This is a genomic window from Mangrovibacter sp. MFB070, assembly GCF_000705335.1.
In the GTDB taxonomy this organism is placed as follows: Bacteria; Pseudomonadota; Gammaproteobacteria; order Enterobacterales; family Enterobacteriaceae; genus Mangrovibacter; species Mangrovibacter plantisponsor.
The window spans coordinates 78,430-94,979 of record NZ_JJMI01000011.1 but is presented as its reverse complement, the minus strand read 5'-3'; the positions used below and the strand labels follow the sequence as shown (position 1 = coordinate 94,979).

18 protein-coding genes and 1 other RNA gene are annotated in these 16,550 nt (G+C 50.2%); 12 read left to right on the top strand and 7 right to left on the bottom strand.

Translation table 11 applies throughout. The features are described 5' to 3' along the window. The first annotated feature begins 102 nt into the window (after nt 1-102). Together DT73_RS04975 and DT73_RS04970 are read left to right on the top strand one after the other, a co-directional pair. Nucleotides 103-627 carry an SCP2 domain-containing protein gene (locus tag DT73_RS04975; RefSeq protein ID WP_036104826.1) on the top strand — a complete coding sequence of 175 codons (525 nt, stop codon included), beginning with the start codon at nt 103-105 and terminating at the stop codon, nt 625-627. After that, nucleotides 621-1,124 (top strand): GNAT family N-acetyltransferase, encoded by a 504-nt coding sequence (locus DT73_RS04970; protein WP_036104825.1) that lies wholly within the window; start codon nt 621-623, stop codon nt 1,122-1,124. The genes DT73_RS04975 and DT73_RS04970 overlap by 7 nt, the downstream gene beginning before the upstream one ends. Here the strand turns inward: DT73_RS04970 and DT73_RS04965 are convergent. After that, the gene (locus DT73_RS04965; RefSeq protein ID WP_036104824.1) at nt 1,121-1,414 is read right to left on the bottom strand and encodes a GIY-YIG nuclease family protein; all 294 of its coding nucleotides are present in this window, start codon (nt 1,412-1,414) and stop codon (nt 1,121-1,123) included. The genes DT73_RS04970 and DT73_RS04965 overlap by 4 nt on opposite strands. 104 nt (nt 1,415-1,518) lie before the next feature. Here DT73_RS04965 and DT73_RS04960 point away from each other — a divergent pair, with 104 nt between their 5' ends. From DT73_RS04960 to DT73_RS04950, 3 genes are all read left to right on the top strand, one after another. Further along, nucleotides 1,519-1,977 (top strand): YhbP family protein, encoded by a 459-nt coding sequence (locus DT73_RS04960; RefSeq protein WP_036104823.1) that lies wholly within the window; start codon nt 1,519-1,521, stop codon nt 1,975-1,977. Beyond that, nucleotides 1,974-2,618, top strand: coding sequence for an NAD(P)H-binding protein (locus DT73_RS04955; protein ID WP_036104822.1), 645 nt, complete (start codon nt 1,974-1,976; stop codon nt 2,616-2,618). Before DT73_RS04960 ends, DT73_RS04955 begins: the two co-directional genes overlap by 4 nt. 77 nt (nt 2,619-2,695) lie before the next feature. Further along, nucleotides 2,696-3,757 carry a permease gene (locus DT73_RS04950; RefSeq protein WP_036104819.1) on the top strand — a complete coding sequence of 354 codons (1,062 nt, stop codon included), beginning with the start codon at nt 2,696-2,698 and terminating at the stop codon, nt 3,755-3,757. Nucleotides 3,758-3,870: 113 nt separating this feature from the next. On the opposite strand, the gene dolP is transcribed toward DT73_RS04950, so the two are convergent. From dolP to DT73_RS04930, 4 genes are read right to left on the bottom strand one after another with little or no spacing between them, the layout of a single operon-like run. Beyond that, nucleotides 3,871-4,446, bottom strand: coding sequence for a division/outer membrane stress-associated lipid-binding lipoprotein (dolP, locus tag DT73_RS04945; protein ID WP_036104816.1), 576 nt, complete (start codon nt 4,444-4,446; stop codon nt 3,871-3,873). A 9-nt stretch (nt 4,447-4,455) separates the two neighbouring features. Next, nucleotides 4,456-5,046: a DnaA initiator-associating protein DiaA gene (gene diaA / locus DT73_RS04940; RefSeq protein ID WP_036105135.1), complete on the bottom strand. Its 591-nt coding sequence runs from the start codon at nt 5,044-5,046 to the stop codon at nt 4,456-4,458. Between the two features lie 22 nt (nt 5,047-5,068). Then, entirely contained in the window at nt 5,069-5,470 is a 402-nt protein-coding gene (locus DT73_RS04935) for a YraN family protein (protein ID WP_036104813.1), read from the bottom strand. Then, the gene (locus tag DT73_RS04930) at nt 5,428-7,632 is read right to left on the bottom strand and encodes a penicillin-binding protein activator (protein ID WP_036104811.1); all 2,205 of its coding nucleotides are present in this window, start codon (nt 7,630-7,632) and stop codon (nt 5,428-5,430) included. The genes DT73_RS04935 and DT73_RS04930 overlap by 43 nt, the downstream gene beginning before the upstream one ends. A gap of 60 nt (nt 7,633-7,692) precedes the next feature. Between DT73_RS04930 and rsmI the strand changes: the two genes are divergently transcribed. Continuing rightward, nucleotides 7,693-8,559: a 16S rRNA (cytidine(1402)-2'-O)-methyltransferase gene (gene rsmI / locus DT73_RS04925; protein WP_036104808.1), complete on the top strand. Its 867-nt coding sequence runs from the start codon at nt 7,693-7,695 to the stop codon at nt 8,557-8,559. 63 nt (nt 8,560-8,622) lie between these two features. On the opposite strand, the gene garD is transcribed toward rsmI, so the two are convergent. Further along, on the bottom strand, nt 8,623-10,194 hold the full coding sequence (gene garD, locus DT73_RS04920; RefSeq protein WP_036104805.1) for a galactarate dehydratase: 1,572 nt from the start codon (nt 10,192-10,194) through the stop codon (nt 8,623-8,625). Nucleotides 10,195-10,570: 376 nt separating this feature from the next. On the opposite strand from garD, the gene DT73_RS04915 reads away from it, so the two are divergent. The 5 genes from DT73_RS04915 (at nt 10,571) to rnpB (ending at nt 15,235) form a co-directional block, all read left to right on the top strand. Next, nucleotides 10,571-11,899, top strand: coding sequence for an MFS transporter (locus DT73_RS04915; RefSeq protein WP_036104802.1), 1,329 nt, complete (start codon nt 10,571-10,573; stop codon nt 11,897-11,899). Between the two features lie 20 nt (nt 11,900-11,919). Continuing rightward, complete coding sequence (gene garL / locus DT73_RS04910; protein WP_036104799.1) at nt 11,920-12,690, top strand: 2-dehydro-3-deoxyglucarate aldolase; 771 nt, start codon at nt 11,920-11,922, stop codon at nt 12,688-12,690. A 33-nt stretch (nt 12,691-12,723) separates the two neighbouring features. Beyond that, the gene (gene garR, locus DT73_RS04905) at nt 12,724-13,614 is read left to right on the top strand and encodes a 2-hydroxy-3-oxopropionate reductase (RefSeq protein ID WP_036104796.1); all 891 of its coding nucleotides are present in this window, start codon (nt 12,724-12,726) and stop codon (nt 13,612-13,614) included. 64 nt (nt 13,615-13,678) lie between these two features. Then, nucleotides 13,679-14,824, top strand: coding sequence for a glycerate 2-kinase (gene garK, locus DT73_RS04900; protein WP_036104793.1), 1,146 nt, complete (start codon nt 13,679-13,681; stop codon nt 14,822-14,824). Between the two features lie 32 nt (nt 14,825-14,856). Then, an RNA gene (rnpB, locus tag DT73_RS25085) (RNase P RNA component class A) lies at nt 14,857-15,235 on the top strand. A 163-nt stretch (nt 15,236-15,398) separates the two neighbouring features. Here the strand turns inward: rnpB and DT73_RS04895 are convergent. Next, nucleotides 15,399-15,866 (bottom strand): nuclear transport factor 2 family protein, encoded by a 468-nt coding sequence (locus DT73_RS04895; protein WP_036104790.1) that lies wholly within the window; start codon nt 15,864-15,866, stop codon nt 15,399-15,401. A 94-nt stretch (nt 15,867-15,960) separates the two neighbouring features. Here DT73_RS04895 and DT73_RS04890 point away from each other — a divergent pair, with 94 nt between their 5' ends. Then, nucleotides 15,961-16,521, top strand: coding sequence for a TetR/AcrR family transcriptional regulator (locus DT73_RS04890; RefSeq protein WP_036104787.1), 561 nt, complete (start codon nt 15,961-15,963; stop codon nt 16,519-16,521). Nucleotides 16,522-16,550 lie beyond the last annotated feature (29 nt).

Genomic DNA, 16,550 nt, shown 5'->3' with positions numbered 1-16,550 from the left:
GACACGGGTAATGAAACCTGTGTAATAGTTGATTTGAGCCGCTATATCGCCAGCCTGATGTGGCAGAATAGGCGGTAATATTGTGTTAAGGAGTGAAAGCCCGTGTTGGAAAAATTGCGTACAAATCTGGTGCGTCTTGGCCCTGCGTTGTTGCGCCAGCCGGTAAAACTGACGCCATTTGCGTTGAAACGTAAAGTTCTGGAACAAGTTCTTGGCTGGCAGTTTCGTCAGGCGCTGGAAGAAGGCGAACTGGACTTTCTGGAAGGCCGCTGGCTGAGTATCGAGGTGCGTGATATCGGGCTGCAGTGGTTTACTTCGTTGCAGGATAACCAACTGGTGGTGCGTGAGCAGGCAAATGCTGATGTGAGTTTTATTGCCGATGCCAACGATCTGTTAATGGTTGCAGCACGCAAGCAGGATCCTGATACACTCTTTTTCCAGCGCCGTCTGGTGATTGAAGGCGATACCGAACTTGGCTTGTATGTTAAAAATTTGATGGATGCAATAGAGCTGGACGCAATGCCTAAGCCGTTGCGGGTTCTGCTCCTTCAGCTCGCAGGCTTTGTCGAAGCTGGCCTTGAAAATGCGCCAGCAATCAAACAGACCTCAGTAGGTGAGACATGCTAATTCGTGTGGAAATCCCCATTGATGCCCCGGGCATTGATGCACTGCTTCGCCGGGCATTTGACGGCGATGCAGAAGCGCAACTGGTTCACTCCCTGCGTGAAGACGGATTGCTGACATTAGGCCTCGTCGCAACCGATGACGAAGGCCAGGTGGTTGGCTATATTGCGTTCAGCCCGGTGGATATCGCAGGGGAAGACCGGCAATGGGTCGGGCTGGCTCCGCTGGCAGTCGATGCGCAATTTCGTGGGCAGGGGCTGGGTAAGCAACTGGTCTATGAAGGGCTGGATTCGTTAAATGAATTTGGTTATGCCGCTGTTGTTGTGCTTGGCGAACCAGATTTTTACTCACATCTGGGCTTTAAAAAAGCCGCACAGTTCGACTTGTATTGCCGTTGGCCTGAAACAGAAAATGCTTTCTTGATTTACCCTCTGGCAGAAGAGGCTCTGGTGGGCATTTCTGGCCGGGTCGATTATCACGAACATTTTAATCGCTTTTAATCCGCTGATGTGTGCAGGCTCGCCAGAAGATTAACCAGTTTTGTATTGTCGGTAAGCAGGTGCTCTTTTTCGGCCCGGGTAAATTGTTTTACCCGGTATTCTGCTCGCAGTGCCAGTGACTTATCGCCTACTGGGTAACTGAATACCAGGGTTAACTCGCCCGCGCCACGCAACGCTTTTGCGCCTTTGCCACGCTGGTGCTGGCTAAAACGGCGTTCTACATCCGTGGTAATGCCCGTGTAGAGGCGGTTATTTTGCGTGTGAATAAGGTACAGGAACCAGACAGACATAATAACAAATTGTAAGGGAGTTTCGGGCTACCTTACCACGAATTTGGGCGACCGGTGAGTGGCCGCCAGAATCACGTCGCAGGTTTAAACAAACAGGAGTCGCGATGGAATCTCTGAGTGTTATCAGCCGGTGGCTGAAGAAGCAACATGTCGTCACCTTTTGTGTCTCAAATGACAGCAGTATCTGGTGCGCTAATGCTTTTTTTTATTTTGATGAACAGCGTGTTGCGTTTTATCTGTTGAGTGACCCTGCCTCCCGGCATGGCAAGATTATCGGCCAAAGCAGCCCGGTGGCAGGTACTGTGAATGGCCAGACCAAAACAGTCGCACTGATTCGTGGCTTGCAGTATAGCGGAACTATTCGCCTGGTTGATGAAGCTGATTCAGGCCCATTTCGCGAGCCTTATTACCGGCGATTCCCAATCGCCAGAGTCCATAAGGCTCCGATTTGGGAAATTCTGGTCGATGAACTCAAATTCACCGATAACACCCTGGGGTTTGGTAAGAAATTATTCTGGTTCCGTTACCCTGAGGCTGCACGGCAGGCAGGTCTTGACCAGTGAATGTATTACTTACCGGAGCCAGTGGTTTAGTTGGCAGCCATTTGCTTGAACTGCTGGTTGCCAGCCCGCAAGTTTCTCATATCGTTATTGCTGCGCGCCGTTCACTGACCTCCCACCCGAAAGTGACCTGTATTGCTGCCCCTGAATTAGCAGACGCCCTGAATCAGGTCGCAACACCGGTCGACCTGGTTTTCTGTTGCCTTGGCACAACTCGCCATGATGCTGGCGGCACTCAGGCTTTTTACGCGGTGGATCATGATTTGGTCGTACTGACCGGGAAAACCGGGCTACGTCTTGGCGCTGAAAAAATGTTGGTGGTCAGCGCCATGGGGGCCAACCCTCGCTCACGTATCTTCTATAATCGAACAAAAGGTCTTGCAGAGCATGCTTTGATTGAGCAGGCCTGGCCTGAACTGGTCATAGCCCGTCCATCAATGTTGCTTGGTGACCGGCCCAAAAAACGTTGGACAGAAACGCTGAGCGCGCCGTTTTTTAAATGCCTGCCAGGCTCTTTGCGGGCTATCAAAGCAGCAGATGTCGCTCGGGCTCTGATGTTTAATGCATTATCCGCTAATAAATCAGCCGTTGTTGTCAGGGACTCCGCTCAACTCAGCCAGGACGCACAGCGTTACACAGTTTAAACAGATTGTTCCAGCCTGGTATCCTGGCATAGCAGGCCGCGGGACTTTTTAATCACTACATATTTTTTGAGGTTCTTATGGCAACGCAATCCGCGCCTGCTGAACGGGTGTCTGCATTTGCATGGTGGAAACCCGTCTTATTTTTCCTGGTAATGGCTGTAGGTCTTTGGTACGTAAAATGGCAACCTTATTATTTTAAAGCATTTACTGCGGCTGAAACCCACAGTATTGGGCATTCCATTATTGCTCAGGCCGAAACACATCCCTTCCAGTCTGCTATTGATTATTCGGTAGTGTATTTTCTGGCTGTCTGGAAAGCGGCTGTACTTGGTGTATTACTGGGTTCATTGATTCAGGTTTTGCTTCCCCGTAACTGGTTACTGAAAACACTGGGTCAAACTCGTTTTGGCGGTACTCTGTTTGGGGCATTATTTGCATTACCCGGCATGATGTGTACCTGTTGTGCGGCACCTGTGGCTGCCGGCATGCGCCGTCAGTCAGTCTCCATGGGAGGCGCACTGGCATTCTGGATGGGCAACCCACTGCTCAACCCGGCTACGCTGGTCTTCATGGGATTTGTGCTGGGCTGGCAATTCGCGTTAATACGTGTTGTTGCCGGGTTGGTTACCGTGCTGGGTGTGGCGTGGCTGGTACAGCGCTGGGTGAAGGAGCCTGAACTGCTCAGTGCCCGTGCTAAATCAAATGCGTTGCTGGGTAACTTACCCAGCCAGCAAACCGGTGGTTTCTTACGCCGGTGGGCATCTGCGTTATGGTGGCTGTTCTGGAGCACCATTCCGGTGTATATCCTGGCGGTATTCGTTCTGGGAGCCGCTCGTGTCTGGCTGTTCCCTCATGCAGACGGCATTATTGAAAACAACCTGTTCTGGGTTGTGGCAATGGCAATTGCCGGGTGCCTGTTTGTGATTCCTACTGCGGCTGAAATTCCTATTATTCAAACGCTGATGGCCGCAGGGATGGGAACAGGCCCTGCCATGGCGTTGTTGATAACGCTACCTGCAGTCAGCCTGCCATCACTGGTTATGCTGCATAAAACATTCCCGGCAAAAGCACTCTGGCTCACGGGGCTGATGGTTATTGTTTGCGGGAGTGTGTTGGGGGCGCTGGCGCTGATGTTCTGAGTTGTTCTGGTCAGTGACCGGTACTTTCAAAACAATAAAGCCCTGCACATGAGCAGGGCTTTATTTTCTGGCTGTAGCCTGGCGTACAAAATACTAGAATGTGGTGGCGCTTATTATTTCAGGGGGGTAAATGCAGTGGTGACATGTTTAACACCACTGACCCGGCTGGCGATATCTGCAGCCGCTTTCGCTTCAGCATCTGTTACCAGGCCCATCAGGAAAACTTCACCATTTTCAGTAGTAACTTTCACATTAGACGATTTCACTGTATCGCTTGCCAGCAACTGAGAGCGAACTTTGGTGGTTATCCACGTGTCCATGGAAACGGTACCCAGGCTGATTGGCTGCATAATCCGGATTTCATTATAGACTTCCGTTACGCCATCCACGCCCATAGCAATTTTCTTCGCTTCTTCAGACAGCGCTTGTGTCGGAGCCTGGCCTGTCAGCAGCAATTTCCCCTGATATGCCATAACATTGACCCGGGCTTCTTTTTTCAGCTGTTCATCTTTGCTCAGGGCATTACTGGCACGTAATTCCAGTGTGCCATCATCCACTTGTGTGCCTACAGTTCGTGGATCGGTAGCGGTTTTTGTTGCGACGGCTGCACTTCCCACGACTACGGCGCCAACACAGCCTTGTAACAGTAGTGCGGAAATAAGGACTGCCAGCGGCGTTAATGCCTTCATGAGTACTCCTTAGTCGTCCTGGTGAGGAAATAATGTGTTATCGATCAGATCACATAAGCAATTCACCGTCAGCATATGCATTTCCTGAATACGTGCACTGCGATGAGAAGGTATACGAATTTCGACATCTTGCGGGCCCAGCAGACCAGCAAGTTCGCCACCGTCATAACCAGTCAATGCCACAATTGACATATCACGGGTGACAGCCGCTTCCACTGCTTTAACGATGTCTCTGCTGTTGCCACGAGTCGAAATCGCCAATAAAACATCGCCATGATGGCCTAAAGCGCGCACCTGCTTGGCATAAATCTCATCATGCGAACGGTCATTGCCTATGGCGGTTAAGACCACATTATCAGCATTTAGTGCAATAGCAGGTAAACTTGGGCGCTCCGTTTCAAAGCGGTTTATCATACTGGCGGCAAAATGCTGCGCATTCGCCGCAGATGTGCCATTGCCGCAGCACAGCACTTTATTGCCGTTCAGTAAACACTGCACAATGGTGAGTGCGGCACGTGAAATTGCATCTGGCAGCGCTTCTGCGGCCGCAATCTGTGTTTGAATACTTTCGGTAAAACAGGCTTTAATTCTGTCCAGCACAATAGATCCTGATGCAATGGCTTTAATTGTCGCAGGCGGAGAATGCATTCGGTATCCATTCCGCCCGGTCATTCGTGAAGGCTAACACATCAAAACGGCAATCCACAGTATCAAAACTCTGGTTTTGTTGCGCCAGCCATAAGTTGGCAGTTTGTAACAGTTTACGCCTTTTTTGGCGAGTGATACTGGCTTGCGCACCACCATATAGTGCTGACTGGCGATAACGCACTTCAATAAAAACCAGGCACCCACCCTGTTTCATAATAAGGTCTATCTCACCTCTGCCAAAACGCACATTGGCTGCAATAAAATGTAACCCTTGTTGCTCCAGCCAGCGGCGCGCCCTCTGTTCCCAGAGCGCGCCTTTTTGTTGAGTGGCGCTTAATTGACAGGAACCACGTTTCCTTGTTGGTACATAAGCCATGGCAATTTCCGTTTGATAACACAGTCACTGTTGGCAGTCAGGTCGCCGGTATTTCCCATGACCTGGTAACCAGGCACCTGGCGAATCTGCGAGAAATGGCTGGCCAGCGTCCATGCATCGACACCCATAGCGTAAAGGCGGGCAAGTGAGTAATCGTTATTCACACTGCCGAGTGCCTGCTGCATCAGGGTATTGTTACCACCGGACAGCATCGGAATGTCACTAAATTGCAGGCCGTTCATTTCCAGACGGAAGTCTGGGCCAGTACCACCCTGGGCACTGCGAGAACTGGCGTACAGCACCGCACCGCCACTGCGGCTGCCTGAACCCATGGTTATCATCGGTTTGATTAGAGCCAGTTCGGGTTGCGTTGCCACAATGTACACCGCATCGACTTTACCCGACGTTCCGGCTGTGATGTCAGCATCTGACGGTGGAGCCGGAATGGTTAACCCACCAATGGTGACACTCTGTTGCTGTGGCAGGCTCGCCTGAACGGGGCGGCCAGTCAGCGCAATACCTGAATTGCGGTTAATACTCATCTTCAGTTCATTGACTGAACCGAATTGCTGTTCCAGTACGACACCGCCACCCAGTTCTTGCCATGCGGTAGCAAAAGCTTTACTGATGCGTGAGCCAAAACTATTACGTGGAATCAGTACCAGCGGGTTACGTTGCCCGGATTGCCAAATATGGCGCGCAGCATCTGCAGCTTCGTTTTCTGGCGACAGCGCGAAGTAACACACATTGGCCTGATTCTGCACATCTTCCGGCTGGTTAAGCGCCAGCATATTTAAGGTTGTATTACTTTTTACCGCTGCCTTAACATTTTCTTTCAGTAATGGACCGATAACGATGCTGGCACCGTCTTTTTGCACCTGAGCCATAATCTGATCAATGGGTTGTGTGCTGGTGTCATACACTTTTAATTCAGCCGATGGATTAGCCGCAGTGCTGTTGATGGCCTGGGTATCAGCGGATGGTGTTGTGCTGGCGGCAACGGGGGTGTCTGGTGTTGCCACGCCATCAGTTGCTGTGGCCCCGGATGGTGCGGCAGTGGCTGTTTCACCCGCCAGGTTATCAACGGATGCAGCAGACGGGCTGACAACATCCCCGTTAGCGCTATTCTCTGTTGTGCCAGTGCCAGTGCCAGTGCCAGTGCCAGTGCCAGTGCCAGTGCCAGTGCCAGTGCCAGTGCCAGTGCCAGTGCCAGTCGCCGGGGAGCCCTGAGCATTATCTGCCCCAGTGTTGCTGGCAGGTTCCGGCACAGATTGCGGGGCAATCTGTGTAACGGGTGTGGTACCCGCATTTTTGGCAGCTTCGAAACCTTGCTCAATCGTACGCCCAAAAATGGCCGCCTGGCCGCTCAATGGCAGCAGCAGGGCAATTTTTTGAACCGATGTAGGCTGGAATGACTGAACATTTGCCAGTTGGGTTGGTAGCATTTTTGCTGCCGGGTTGTCTGGGTAACGTGTCTGCCAGTCTTTGATTGCAGCCTGTAGCATGGTGGCATCATTACGGTTATCGAACCACGTATGCTGCAAGTCGAGCCAGCCGCGTAAGGTCTGCTCACCGGTATTGATAACCAGGGCATTGGCCTGGTCCTGGGTCATTGAGGACAGCGCCTGCCAGGTCGCATCAATATTTTGCTGTTTTGCCGCACCCTGCAGGCCGGGTTCCTGAGCGACCAGTGCCCTGAGTAGCTCAATTGATGGTGTGCCCTGGTTAAGCGCAATTTGCGCCTGCCAGTAACGTTGTGCCTGAACCGGGGTCAGCGTTTCCGGGTTGATGCTTGCCAGCAGTGTTTTTGCGCTGGCCGGGTCTTGCTGCACCAGTTTCATTTCAACGGCCAGTAAAGCCTGTTCATCACGTTGCTGTGCAGTAACCTGTTGTGGTAGTGCCTGGAAGAGTTGCACTGCCTGGCTGGTTTTTCCTTCCTGGAGTAGTGAACGAATGGCAAGTAATTGCCAGTTGGTCTTGGTATCATTCGTACTCTGCTGCATTTGCTGCAAGTAGAAGGCGGAGTCGGCCTTTACCTGGCCTTGCATGTAAGGTGCACTTTGGTCTGGTTCATGCGAGACGCATCCGGCGAACAAAATCGCGGCCAGAACCACTGGCAGGCTGCGTGAAGCTTTAGAACGAAAACGGTTTGACGGTACCATACTGTATCCAGTGTTTTTTTGCTTAATGCTCAATATTAAATCGGCAATACGGATGAAACAATGAAACAAGACGAATCAGTGCTGAATTCTGATGGTCAGCTTTATATAGTTCCTACACCTATCGGAAATTTGGGTGATATTACTCAACGCGCGCTTTCCGTATTGCAGTCTGTTGATCTTATCGCTGCAGAGGATACCCGTCATACCGGGCTACTTTTACAGCATTTTGCCATAAATGCGCGTTTATTCGCACTTCATGACCATAACGAACAACAAAAAGCAGAAACATTGCTGGCTAAGCTGCAAGAAGGGCAGAACATCGCTCTGGTTTCTGATGCAGGGACACCACTGATTAACGACCCGGGTTACCATCTGGTGCGCACCTGCCGTGAGGCGGGAATTCGCGTGGTACCATTACCTGGACCATGTGCTGCCATTGCCGCTTTAAGCGCAGCAGGTTTGCCTTCTGACCGGTTTTGTTACGAGGGCTTTTTGCCTGCCAAACCAAAAGGGCGGCGGGATGCACTGACCACATTGTTGCAAGAGCCTCGCACGCTGATTTTCTATGAATCCACTCACCGTTTGCTGGACAGCCTTGCTGATATGAATGCTGTGCTGGGGTCTGAACGCTATGTGGTGCTGGCTCGTGAGCTCACCAAAACCTGGGAATCTGTATATGGTGCCCCGATAGGTGAACTACTGGCCTGGGTTCAGGAAGATGATAACCGGCGTAAAGGGGAAATGGTGCTGATTGTGGAAGGCTATAAAGCACAAGAAGAAGCACTGCCGCCGGATGCATTGCGCACTCTGGCCTTATTACAGGCAGAATTACCACTGAAAAAAGCTGCCGCGCTGGCGGCAGAAATTCATGGTGTTAAGAAAAATGCGCTGTATAAATATGCGCTGGATGCACAGGATAACGGTTGACGTTATCCTGGCAAAGCAGGCATGAACATGGCAAATGTGGCGTGTTCATGCCTTGCTGGTGGATCAGGTTACTGGTGCGGGGTTAAATACAGCCAGTTGGTTGTGCAGCCCCCACTGGTCTGAGAAGGTTTTTTTCCGTCCACTGGCTACATCAAGAATAAAGTGGAACAACTTCCAGCCCACATCTTCAATTGTCTCATCACCAGTAGCAATGGTACCGGCATTAATGTCCATTAAGTCAAACCAGCGGTTAGCCAGCTCGGTACGGGTTGCCATTTTAATTACCGGTACAGCCATCAGGCCATAAGGTGTCCCTCGGCCAGTAGTGAATACCTGAACGGTTATGCCTGATGAAACCTGTTGCGTGCCACAAACGAAGTCGCTGGCGGGGGTTGCGGCATAAATCAGCCCACGTTTAGTCGGGCGCTGGCCTGGTGACAGCACTTCCACAATTGCACTTTTCCCTGACTTGGCAATGGATCCCAATGCTTTCTCTACAACGTTTGCCAGCCCGCCTTTTTTATTCCCTGGAGATGGGTTGGCGCTGCGGTCCGTTTTACCCATGTCCAGATAGTTGTCATACCACGCCATCTCTTCAAGCAGGCGCTTACCCACATCTTCATTAACAGCGCGCGGGGTGAGCAAATGAATGGCATCACGCACTTCGGTCACTTCAGAAAACATCACGGTTGCGCCACAGCGAACCAGTAAGTCTGATGCGAAACCCACAGCCGGGTTTGCTGTTACGCCAGAAAAGGCGTCACTCCCGCCACACTGTGTCCCCACTACCAGTTCGGACGCCGGGCAGGTTTCACGTTTACGTTGATTGAGTTTGTCCAGATGACGTGCAGCAACACGTAAAATATCTTCCACCATTGACTGGAAGCCAACGTGCTGTTCATCCTGCAGGCGAACAATACTGGCGTCATCAACATTTATTGGCTGGACATCTTCAGTACCCTGCAACAGGCGCTCAGGTTGCAGTTTTTCACAACCCAACCCAATCACCATCACCTCTCCACCAAAATTGGGGTTAAGCGCAATGTTATGGATAGTGCGAATCGGAACCACTGCTGCAGGCGCATTAATAGCCACACCGCAACCATACAGGTGATTTAGCCCAACCACGCCATCAACATTAGGGTAGTTGGGGAGTAAGTCTCGCTCAATCAGTTTGACTACATAATCCACAACCCCGGCGACGCAGTGCACGCTGGTGGTGATACCCAACAGGTTTTTAGTGCCGACACTACCATCCGCGTTGCGGTAACCTTCGAAGGTATACCCTTCCAGCGGTGGTAAAGCCTCCGGAACGCGGGTAGCCAGCGGGAGTGTGTTCAATGGGGGCGCTTTCGGTAACTCAACCATGGATTCATCAATCCAGGCTCCGGCCGGGACATCACGCACCGCATAGCCGATAACTTCGCCGTAACGAATTATTTCCCCTTTTTGTGGAATATCAATTAAGGCAACTTTGTGCCCCTGGGGAATATGCTCAATTAATGTCAGGCCATCAGGAAAACGTGTGCCGGCTTTTAAACCATTGTCGTTAACAATAATAGCGACATTATCTGTTTCATGAACTTTTATATAAAACGCCTGAGGCGAATGCTGTTTAACTTCTATCGTTGCCATTTCCAGTATTCTCCAGGTACGCTGTCTGGTGATATTTGAAAAAAGAAAAAGTCTAATAAATATATTGTGGAGTTAGCATGTCAGGTTCACCTGGAATAAAATGTGATCTACATCACTTAATATGCTGAAGCCAGAGCTGGCAAGGATGGAAACAGTAAAAATTGTGCATTATCGCCCATGATGTTGTGCATTTGCTCATGAGATAATTTAAATTAACACTTTCAATTGTGCGTTTGCATGGTGCGTGCTATTTATACTGTGCTTATACTGAAGAAAATTAAAAAACACCTGCTGGTTATTTTGTTAGTGCATTTAGATAGTGTTCATCAATATATTTTAAATCTACTTATTCGTACCCGACTTAGAGGCTGGAAAAATGATTTTGGATGAAACAGTGGAAGCTAAACGGGGAATGCATACCCGATATCTTATTTTGTTAGTGATATTTATTGTCACTGCAATAAATTATGCAGACCGGGCCACTCTCTCCATCGCCGGTGCTGAAGTGGGTAAAGAACTACAACTTAGTTCAATCTCGTTGGGATATATTTTTTCTGCTTTCGGGTGGGCCTATTTGTTAATGCAAATTCCCGGAGGCTGGTTACTGGATAAATTTGGTTCACGTAAAGTTTATACCTACAGTTTGTTTTTCTGGTCATTATTTACCTTCCTGCAAGGGTTTGTTGGCATGTTTCCTCTTGCATGGGCCGGGGTTACTATGTTTGCAATGCGCTTTATGCTGGGCTTTTCTGAAGCGCCTTCATTTCCCGCAAATGCGCGTATTGTTGCCGCATGGTTCCCGACCAAAGAGCGTGGCACAGCTTCAGCCTTATTTAATGCTGCGCAATATTTCTCATTAGCGATTTTTTCTCCATTACTGGGCTGGCTCACCTTTACCTGGGGCTGGGAACATGTATTCACCGTGATGGGGGTTCTTGGTTTTATCCTGACCTGGGTCTGGACTCGTACTATCCATAACCCAACAGATCACCCGCGTATGTCTAAAGCAGAACTGGACTTCATCCGTAAAGGTGGGGCAGTTGTTGATATGGACCAACGTAAGAATAATGGCGTTACTGGTCCAAAATTTAACTATATCAAACAGTTGCTAACAAACCGGATGATGCTGGGTGTGTTCTTCGGGCAGTATTTTATCAACACCATCACCTGGTTCTTCCTGACCTGGTTCCCTATCTACCTGGTGCAGGCTCGTGGCATGTCCATTTTGAAAGTCGGCCTGGTTGCCTCTATTCCGGCACTGTGTGGCTTCGCCGGAGGGGTACTGGGTGGCGTGTTCTCAGATTACCTGATTCGCCGTGGTGTCTCTCTTACTTTTGCCCGTAAATTACCAATAGTGCTGGGCATGTTACTGGCTTCAACCATCATTCTGTGCAACTACGTTGATAACACAGCACTGGTTGTAACACTGATGGCGCTGGCGTTCTTTGGTAAAGGTTTTGGAGCACTGGGTTGGCCGGTAATTTCCGATACCGCACCGAAAGAGATCGTTGGGTTGTGCGGTGGGGTGTTTAATGTCTTCGGTAACGTAGCATCAATTGTGACTCCACTGGTGATTGGTTATCTGGTCAGTGAGCTTCACTCTTTTAATGCTGCTCTGATCTTTGTCGGCTGTTCAGCACTGATGGCGATGGTTTGCTACCTGCTGGTTGTTGGCGATATCAAACGTATGGAACTTCAAAAATAAGCAACGATGAAGGCAAGACAATGAATAACGAATTTTTTCCAAATACATTCAAAGCCGCACTGGCGGCTCACCAGACACAGATAGGCTGCTGGTCTGCTCTTGCAAGCCCTATCACTACAGAAGTGCTTGGCCTGGCAGGTTTCGACTGGCTGGTGCTGGATGGCGAACATGCGCCGAATGATATTTCTACTTTCATTCCTCAGCTTATGGCCCTGAAGGGCAGCCACAGCGCTCCTGTGGTTCGTGTTCCAACCAATGAGCCAGTCATTATTAAACGGTTCCTGGATATTGGTTTCTATAACTTCCTGATCCCGTTTGTTGAATCAGAAGAAGATGCAGTGCGGGCGGTAGCCTCAACACGTTATCCGCCGCAAGGTATTCGTGGTGTCTCCGTTTCTCACCGCAGTAACGGCTACGGCACGGTGAAAGATTATTTCAAAACAGTAAACGACAACATCACGATTCTGGTGCAAATCGAAAGCCAGGAAGGGCTGGATAACCTGGATGCGATTGCTGCAACAGAAGGTGTGGATGGCATCTTTGTAGGACCGGGCGATTTGTCTGCCGCATTGGGTTATCTCGGCAACCCTTCTCACCCTGAAGTACAGCGCGCAATCGCACATGTTTTTGAACGCGCAAAAGCGCATGGCAAACCCGCCGGTATTCTGGCACCCGTGGAAGCTGATGCCCGCCGTTACCTGGAATGGGGCGCAACCTTTGTTGCTGTGGGCAGTGACCTTGGGGTTTTCCGTGGCGCCACTCAAAAACTGTGTGATGCATTCAAAAAGTAACGACCACCTGTAAATAGCGAGAGAGAGCAAATTATGACGATGAAAGTTGGTTTTATTGGCCTGGGTATCATGGGTAAACCAATGAGTAAAAACCTCATTAAGGCCGGTTATTCCCTGGTGGTTTCAGACCGTAATCCTGAAGCCATTGCAGATGTTATTGCCGCAGGTGCAGAAACTGCAGCAACACCGAAAGCCATTGCTGAACAGTGTGATGTCATTATTACGATGCTGCCTAACTCCCCACATGTAAAAGAAGTAGCATTAGGTGAAAACGGCATCATCGAAGGCGCCCGCCAGGGGCTGGTGTTAATTGATATGAGTTCCATTGCGCCACTTGCCAGCCGCGAAATCAGTGAAGCACTGAAAGCGAAAGGCGTCTCCATGCTTGATGCACCGGTAAGCGGTGGCGAACCTAAAGCTGTAGATGGCACATTGTCTGTAATGGTCGGCGGTGACAAAGCGGTATTCGATAAATACTACGACCTGATGAAGTCAATGGCAGGTTCAGTTGTTCATACCGGTGATGTTGGTGCAGGGAACGTAACTAAACTGGCAAACCAGGTCATTGTTGCCCTGAATATTGCAGCGATGTCTGAAGCCCTGGTACTGGCAACGAAAGCTGGTGTTAACCCGGATCTGGTTTATCAGGCAATCCGCGGTGGGTTGGCAGGTAGTACTGTGCTGGATGCCAAAGCCCCAATGGTTATGGATCGCAACTTCAAACCAGGTTTTCGTATTGAACTGCATATTAAAGACCTTGCGAATGCGCTGGATACTTCCCATGGCGTAGGTGCCCAGTTACCTCTGACTGCAGCGGTAATGGAAATGATGCAGGCATTACGTGCTGATGGTCTTGGCTCTGCCGACCACAGTGCGCTGGCATGCTACTACGAAAAACTGGCTAAGACTGAAGTCAGCCGATAAGGAAAGGGCGCGAGACAGCGCCCGGATGTTTTCGCCCTGAGTGGCATGACCAGGCAACAACCTTATGAAAATCGTAATTGCACCCGACTCATACAAAGAGAGCCTTTCTGCCACTCAGGTAGCTCAGGCAATCGAAAAAGGATTTCGTGAAATTTTCCCTGATGCCGAATATGTCTCCGTACCGGTTGCCGATGGCGGCGAAGGAACCGTTGATGCCATGATTACGGCCACTCAGGGAATCAGAATGAATTCCCCGGTTACCGGGCCTTTAGGGCAACAGGTTATGGCGGAATGGGGCATTTCAGGTGACGGGAAAACCGCATTTATTGAAATGGCTCAGGCCAGTGGACTCGCACTGGTTCCACCGGAACAGCGTAACCCGTTACTGACAACATCCCGTGGTACGGGGGAATTGATTCTCCATGCTCTGGAGAAAGGTGCTCAAAACATCATTATTGGTATTGGTGGCAGTGCGACCAATGATGGTGGTGCGGGTATGGTCCAGGCATTGGGTGCCCGCCTTACTGACGAAGCCGGTGATGAAATTGGTTTTGGTGGAGGCAGTCTTTTGCAACTGCGTAATATTGATATCAGCAATCTGGATCCTCGCCTTGCACATTGCGTCATCAATGTGGCTTGCGATGTAACTAACCCATTATTGGGTGAATACGGCGCATCCCGAATTTTTGGCCCTCAGAAAGGGGCAACGGAAAGCATGATTCGCACGCTGGATTGTAATCTTGACCATTTTGCAGACGTCATTAAAGACACGCTGAATGTAGATGTGAAGAATGTTCCGGGAGCCGGTGCTGCTGGTGGTATGGGCGCGGCATTAATGTCGTTTCTGGGCGCTGAATTACGTAGTGGTATTGAGATTGTTACTGAAGCACTGAATCTGGAAGAACATATTCACGATTGCACTTTGGTTGTCACAGGTGAAGGCAGGCTGGATAGCCAAAGTATTCATGGTAAGGTACCGGTTGGTGTTGCCAGTGTTGCGAAAAAATACCATAAGCCCGTAATTGGTATAGCTGGCTCTTTAACGAAGGATGTTGCTGTTGTGCATCAATATGGTATTGATGCCGTATTCAGCGTATTAAGCAGTATCAGCTCGCTGGAAGAGGCGTTTCGGGGCGCGTTTGATAATATCTACCGTGAATCGCGTAATATTGCGGCCACGTTAATGGTAGGTATGTGCACCGCAAGGTGACAGACGGCGCGAAACCCTCTATACTGCGCGCCGAAGCTGACCAGACAGTCGCTGCTTCGTCGTCGTCCTTTTCGAAGGAGACGGGCGGGGGAGAGGAAAGTCCGGGCTCCATAGGGCAGGGTGCCAGGTAACGCCTGGGGGGTGCAAACCCACGACCAGTGCAACAGAGAGTAAACCGCCGATGGCCTGCGCAAGCAGGATCAGGTAAGGGTGAAAGGGTGCGGTAAGAGCGCACCGCGCGGCTGGCAACAGTTCGTGGCACGGTAAACTCCACCCGGAGCAAGGCCAAATAGGGGTTCATAAGGTACGGCCCGTACTGAACCCGGGTAGGCTGCTTGAGCCAGTGAGCGATTGCTGGCCTAGATGAATGACTGTCCAAGACAGAACCCGGCTTACCGGTCAGCTTCACACTTTCAGGCCCCGCCAGTAATGGCGGGGCTTTTCTTTTTATCAACAGAGATGAATGACTGTCCAGGACGCTATATAACAAAGAATGCGGCTTACCGGTCAGCTTCACACTTTCAGGCCCCGCCAGTAATGGCGGGGCTTTTCTTTTTGTGAAACGCTCTGGCACTCAACAACCACATTCACTCAGTCCGGGGTGACTGTCCGGGCGCTTGCCCAAAGGCCAGAAGAACAGGCGTTCAGTGTGCGAAATGGGGAGATCGTTGATACAGGCAAAACGCCTTACCATAAGGCCCTGCTCATTAAATTCCCAGTTTTCGTTACCATAACTACGAAACCAGTTCCCGGAATCATCGTGCCATTCATAGGCAAATCGGACAGCAATCCTGTTTTGATTTACTGCCCATAACTCTTTGATTAACCGATAATCCAGTTCCTTTTGCCATTTGCGTTGTAAAAATCTCACCACAGCCTCACGCCCGGTAACAAACTCCGCCCGGTTGCGCCATACAGTATCAGGCGCATACACCCGCGATACTGTTTCAGGATCACGGCTATTCCAGGCATCTTCTGCCATTCGCACTTTTAGTGTGGCACTTTCATAAGTAAAAGGTGGCACGGGTGGTCGTGTTTCCATGATGTCTCCTGTAGTATGTAGACAGATTTGTCTACTTAACTTATCTGATGTAGACAGTTCTGTCTACTTGTTGGCTGAAATCAGGAAACCTGAAGTGACTGCAACTAAAAAAGTCAGCGCCAAAGAGCGCATTATTCGCACTGCCCATGAGTTGTTTTATAAAGACGGTATCAGGGCTACCGGCGTAGACCGGATAATCAAAGAAGCAGGCGTAACGAAAGTAACGTTCTACCGCCATTTCCCGGCCAAGAACGACCTTATTTTGGCTTTTCTGCATTACCGGCATGATTTATGGATAACCTGGTTTGCCACGGCTTTGAAAGAGGAAATGGCGCAGAGTGGCAAGCTTTACCTGGCACTGCCCCAGGTGCTTTCCCGTTGGTTTCTGTCACCTGAATTTCACGGCTGTGCTTTTATTAATGCCACCAGTGAAATTACTGGTGTATTACCGCAGGCGTTGCCCGTAATCCGGGAACATAAGCAGGATATGGCTGATACTATCGCGCAATGCCTGCCAGATACCCCGCAGCGCATTCAGACGGCGCAAAAATGTGCTTTGTTAGTAGATGGCGCTATTGTTCAGGCGCAGCGGGAAGAAGACCGGGAGGCGACAGTGGCACTATTGCAGGCTTGCCTTGCCAACTTCATACAGTAAGCTATTTTATCCATTCTTCGTTTAGTGTT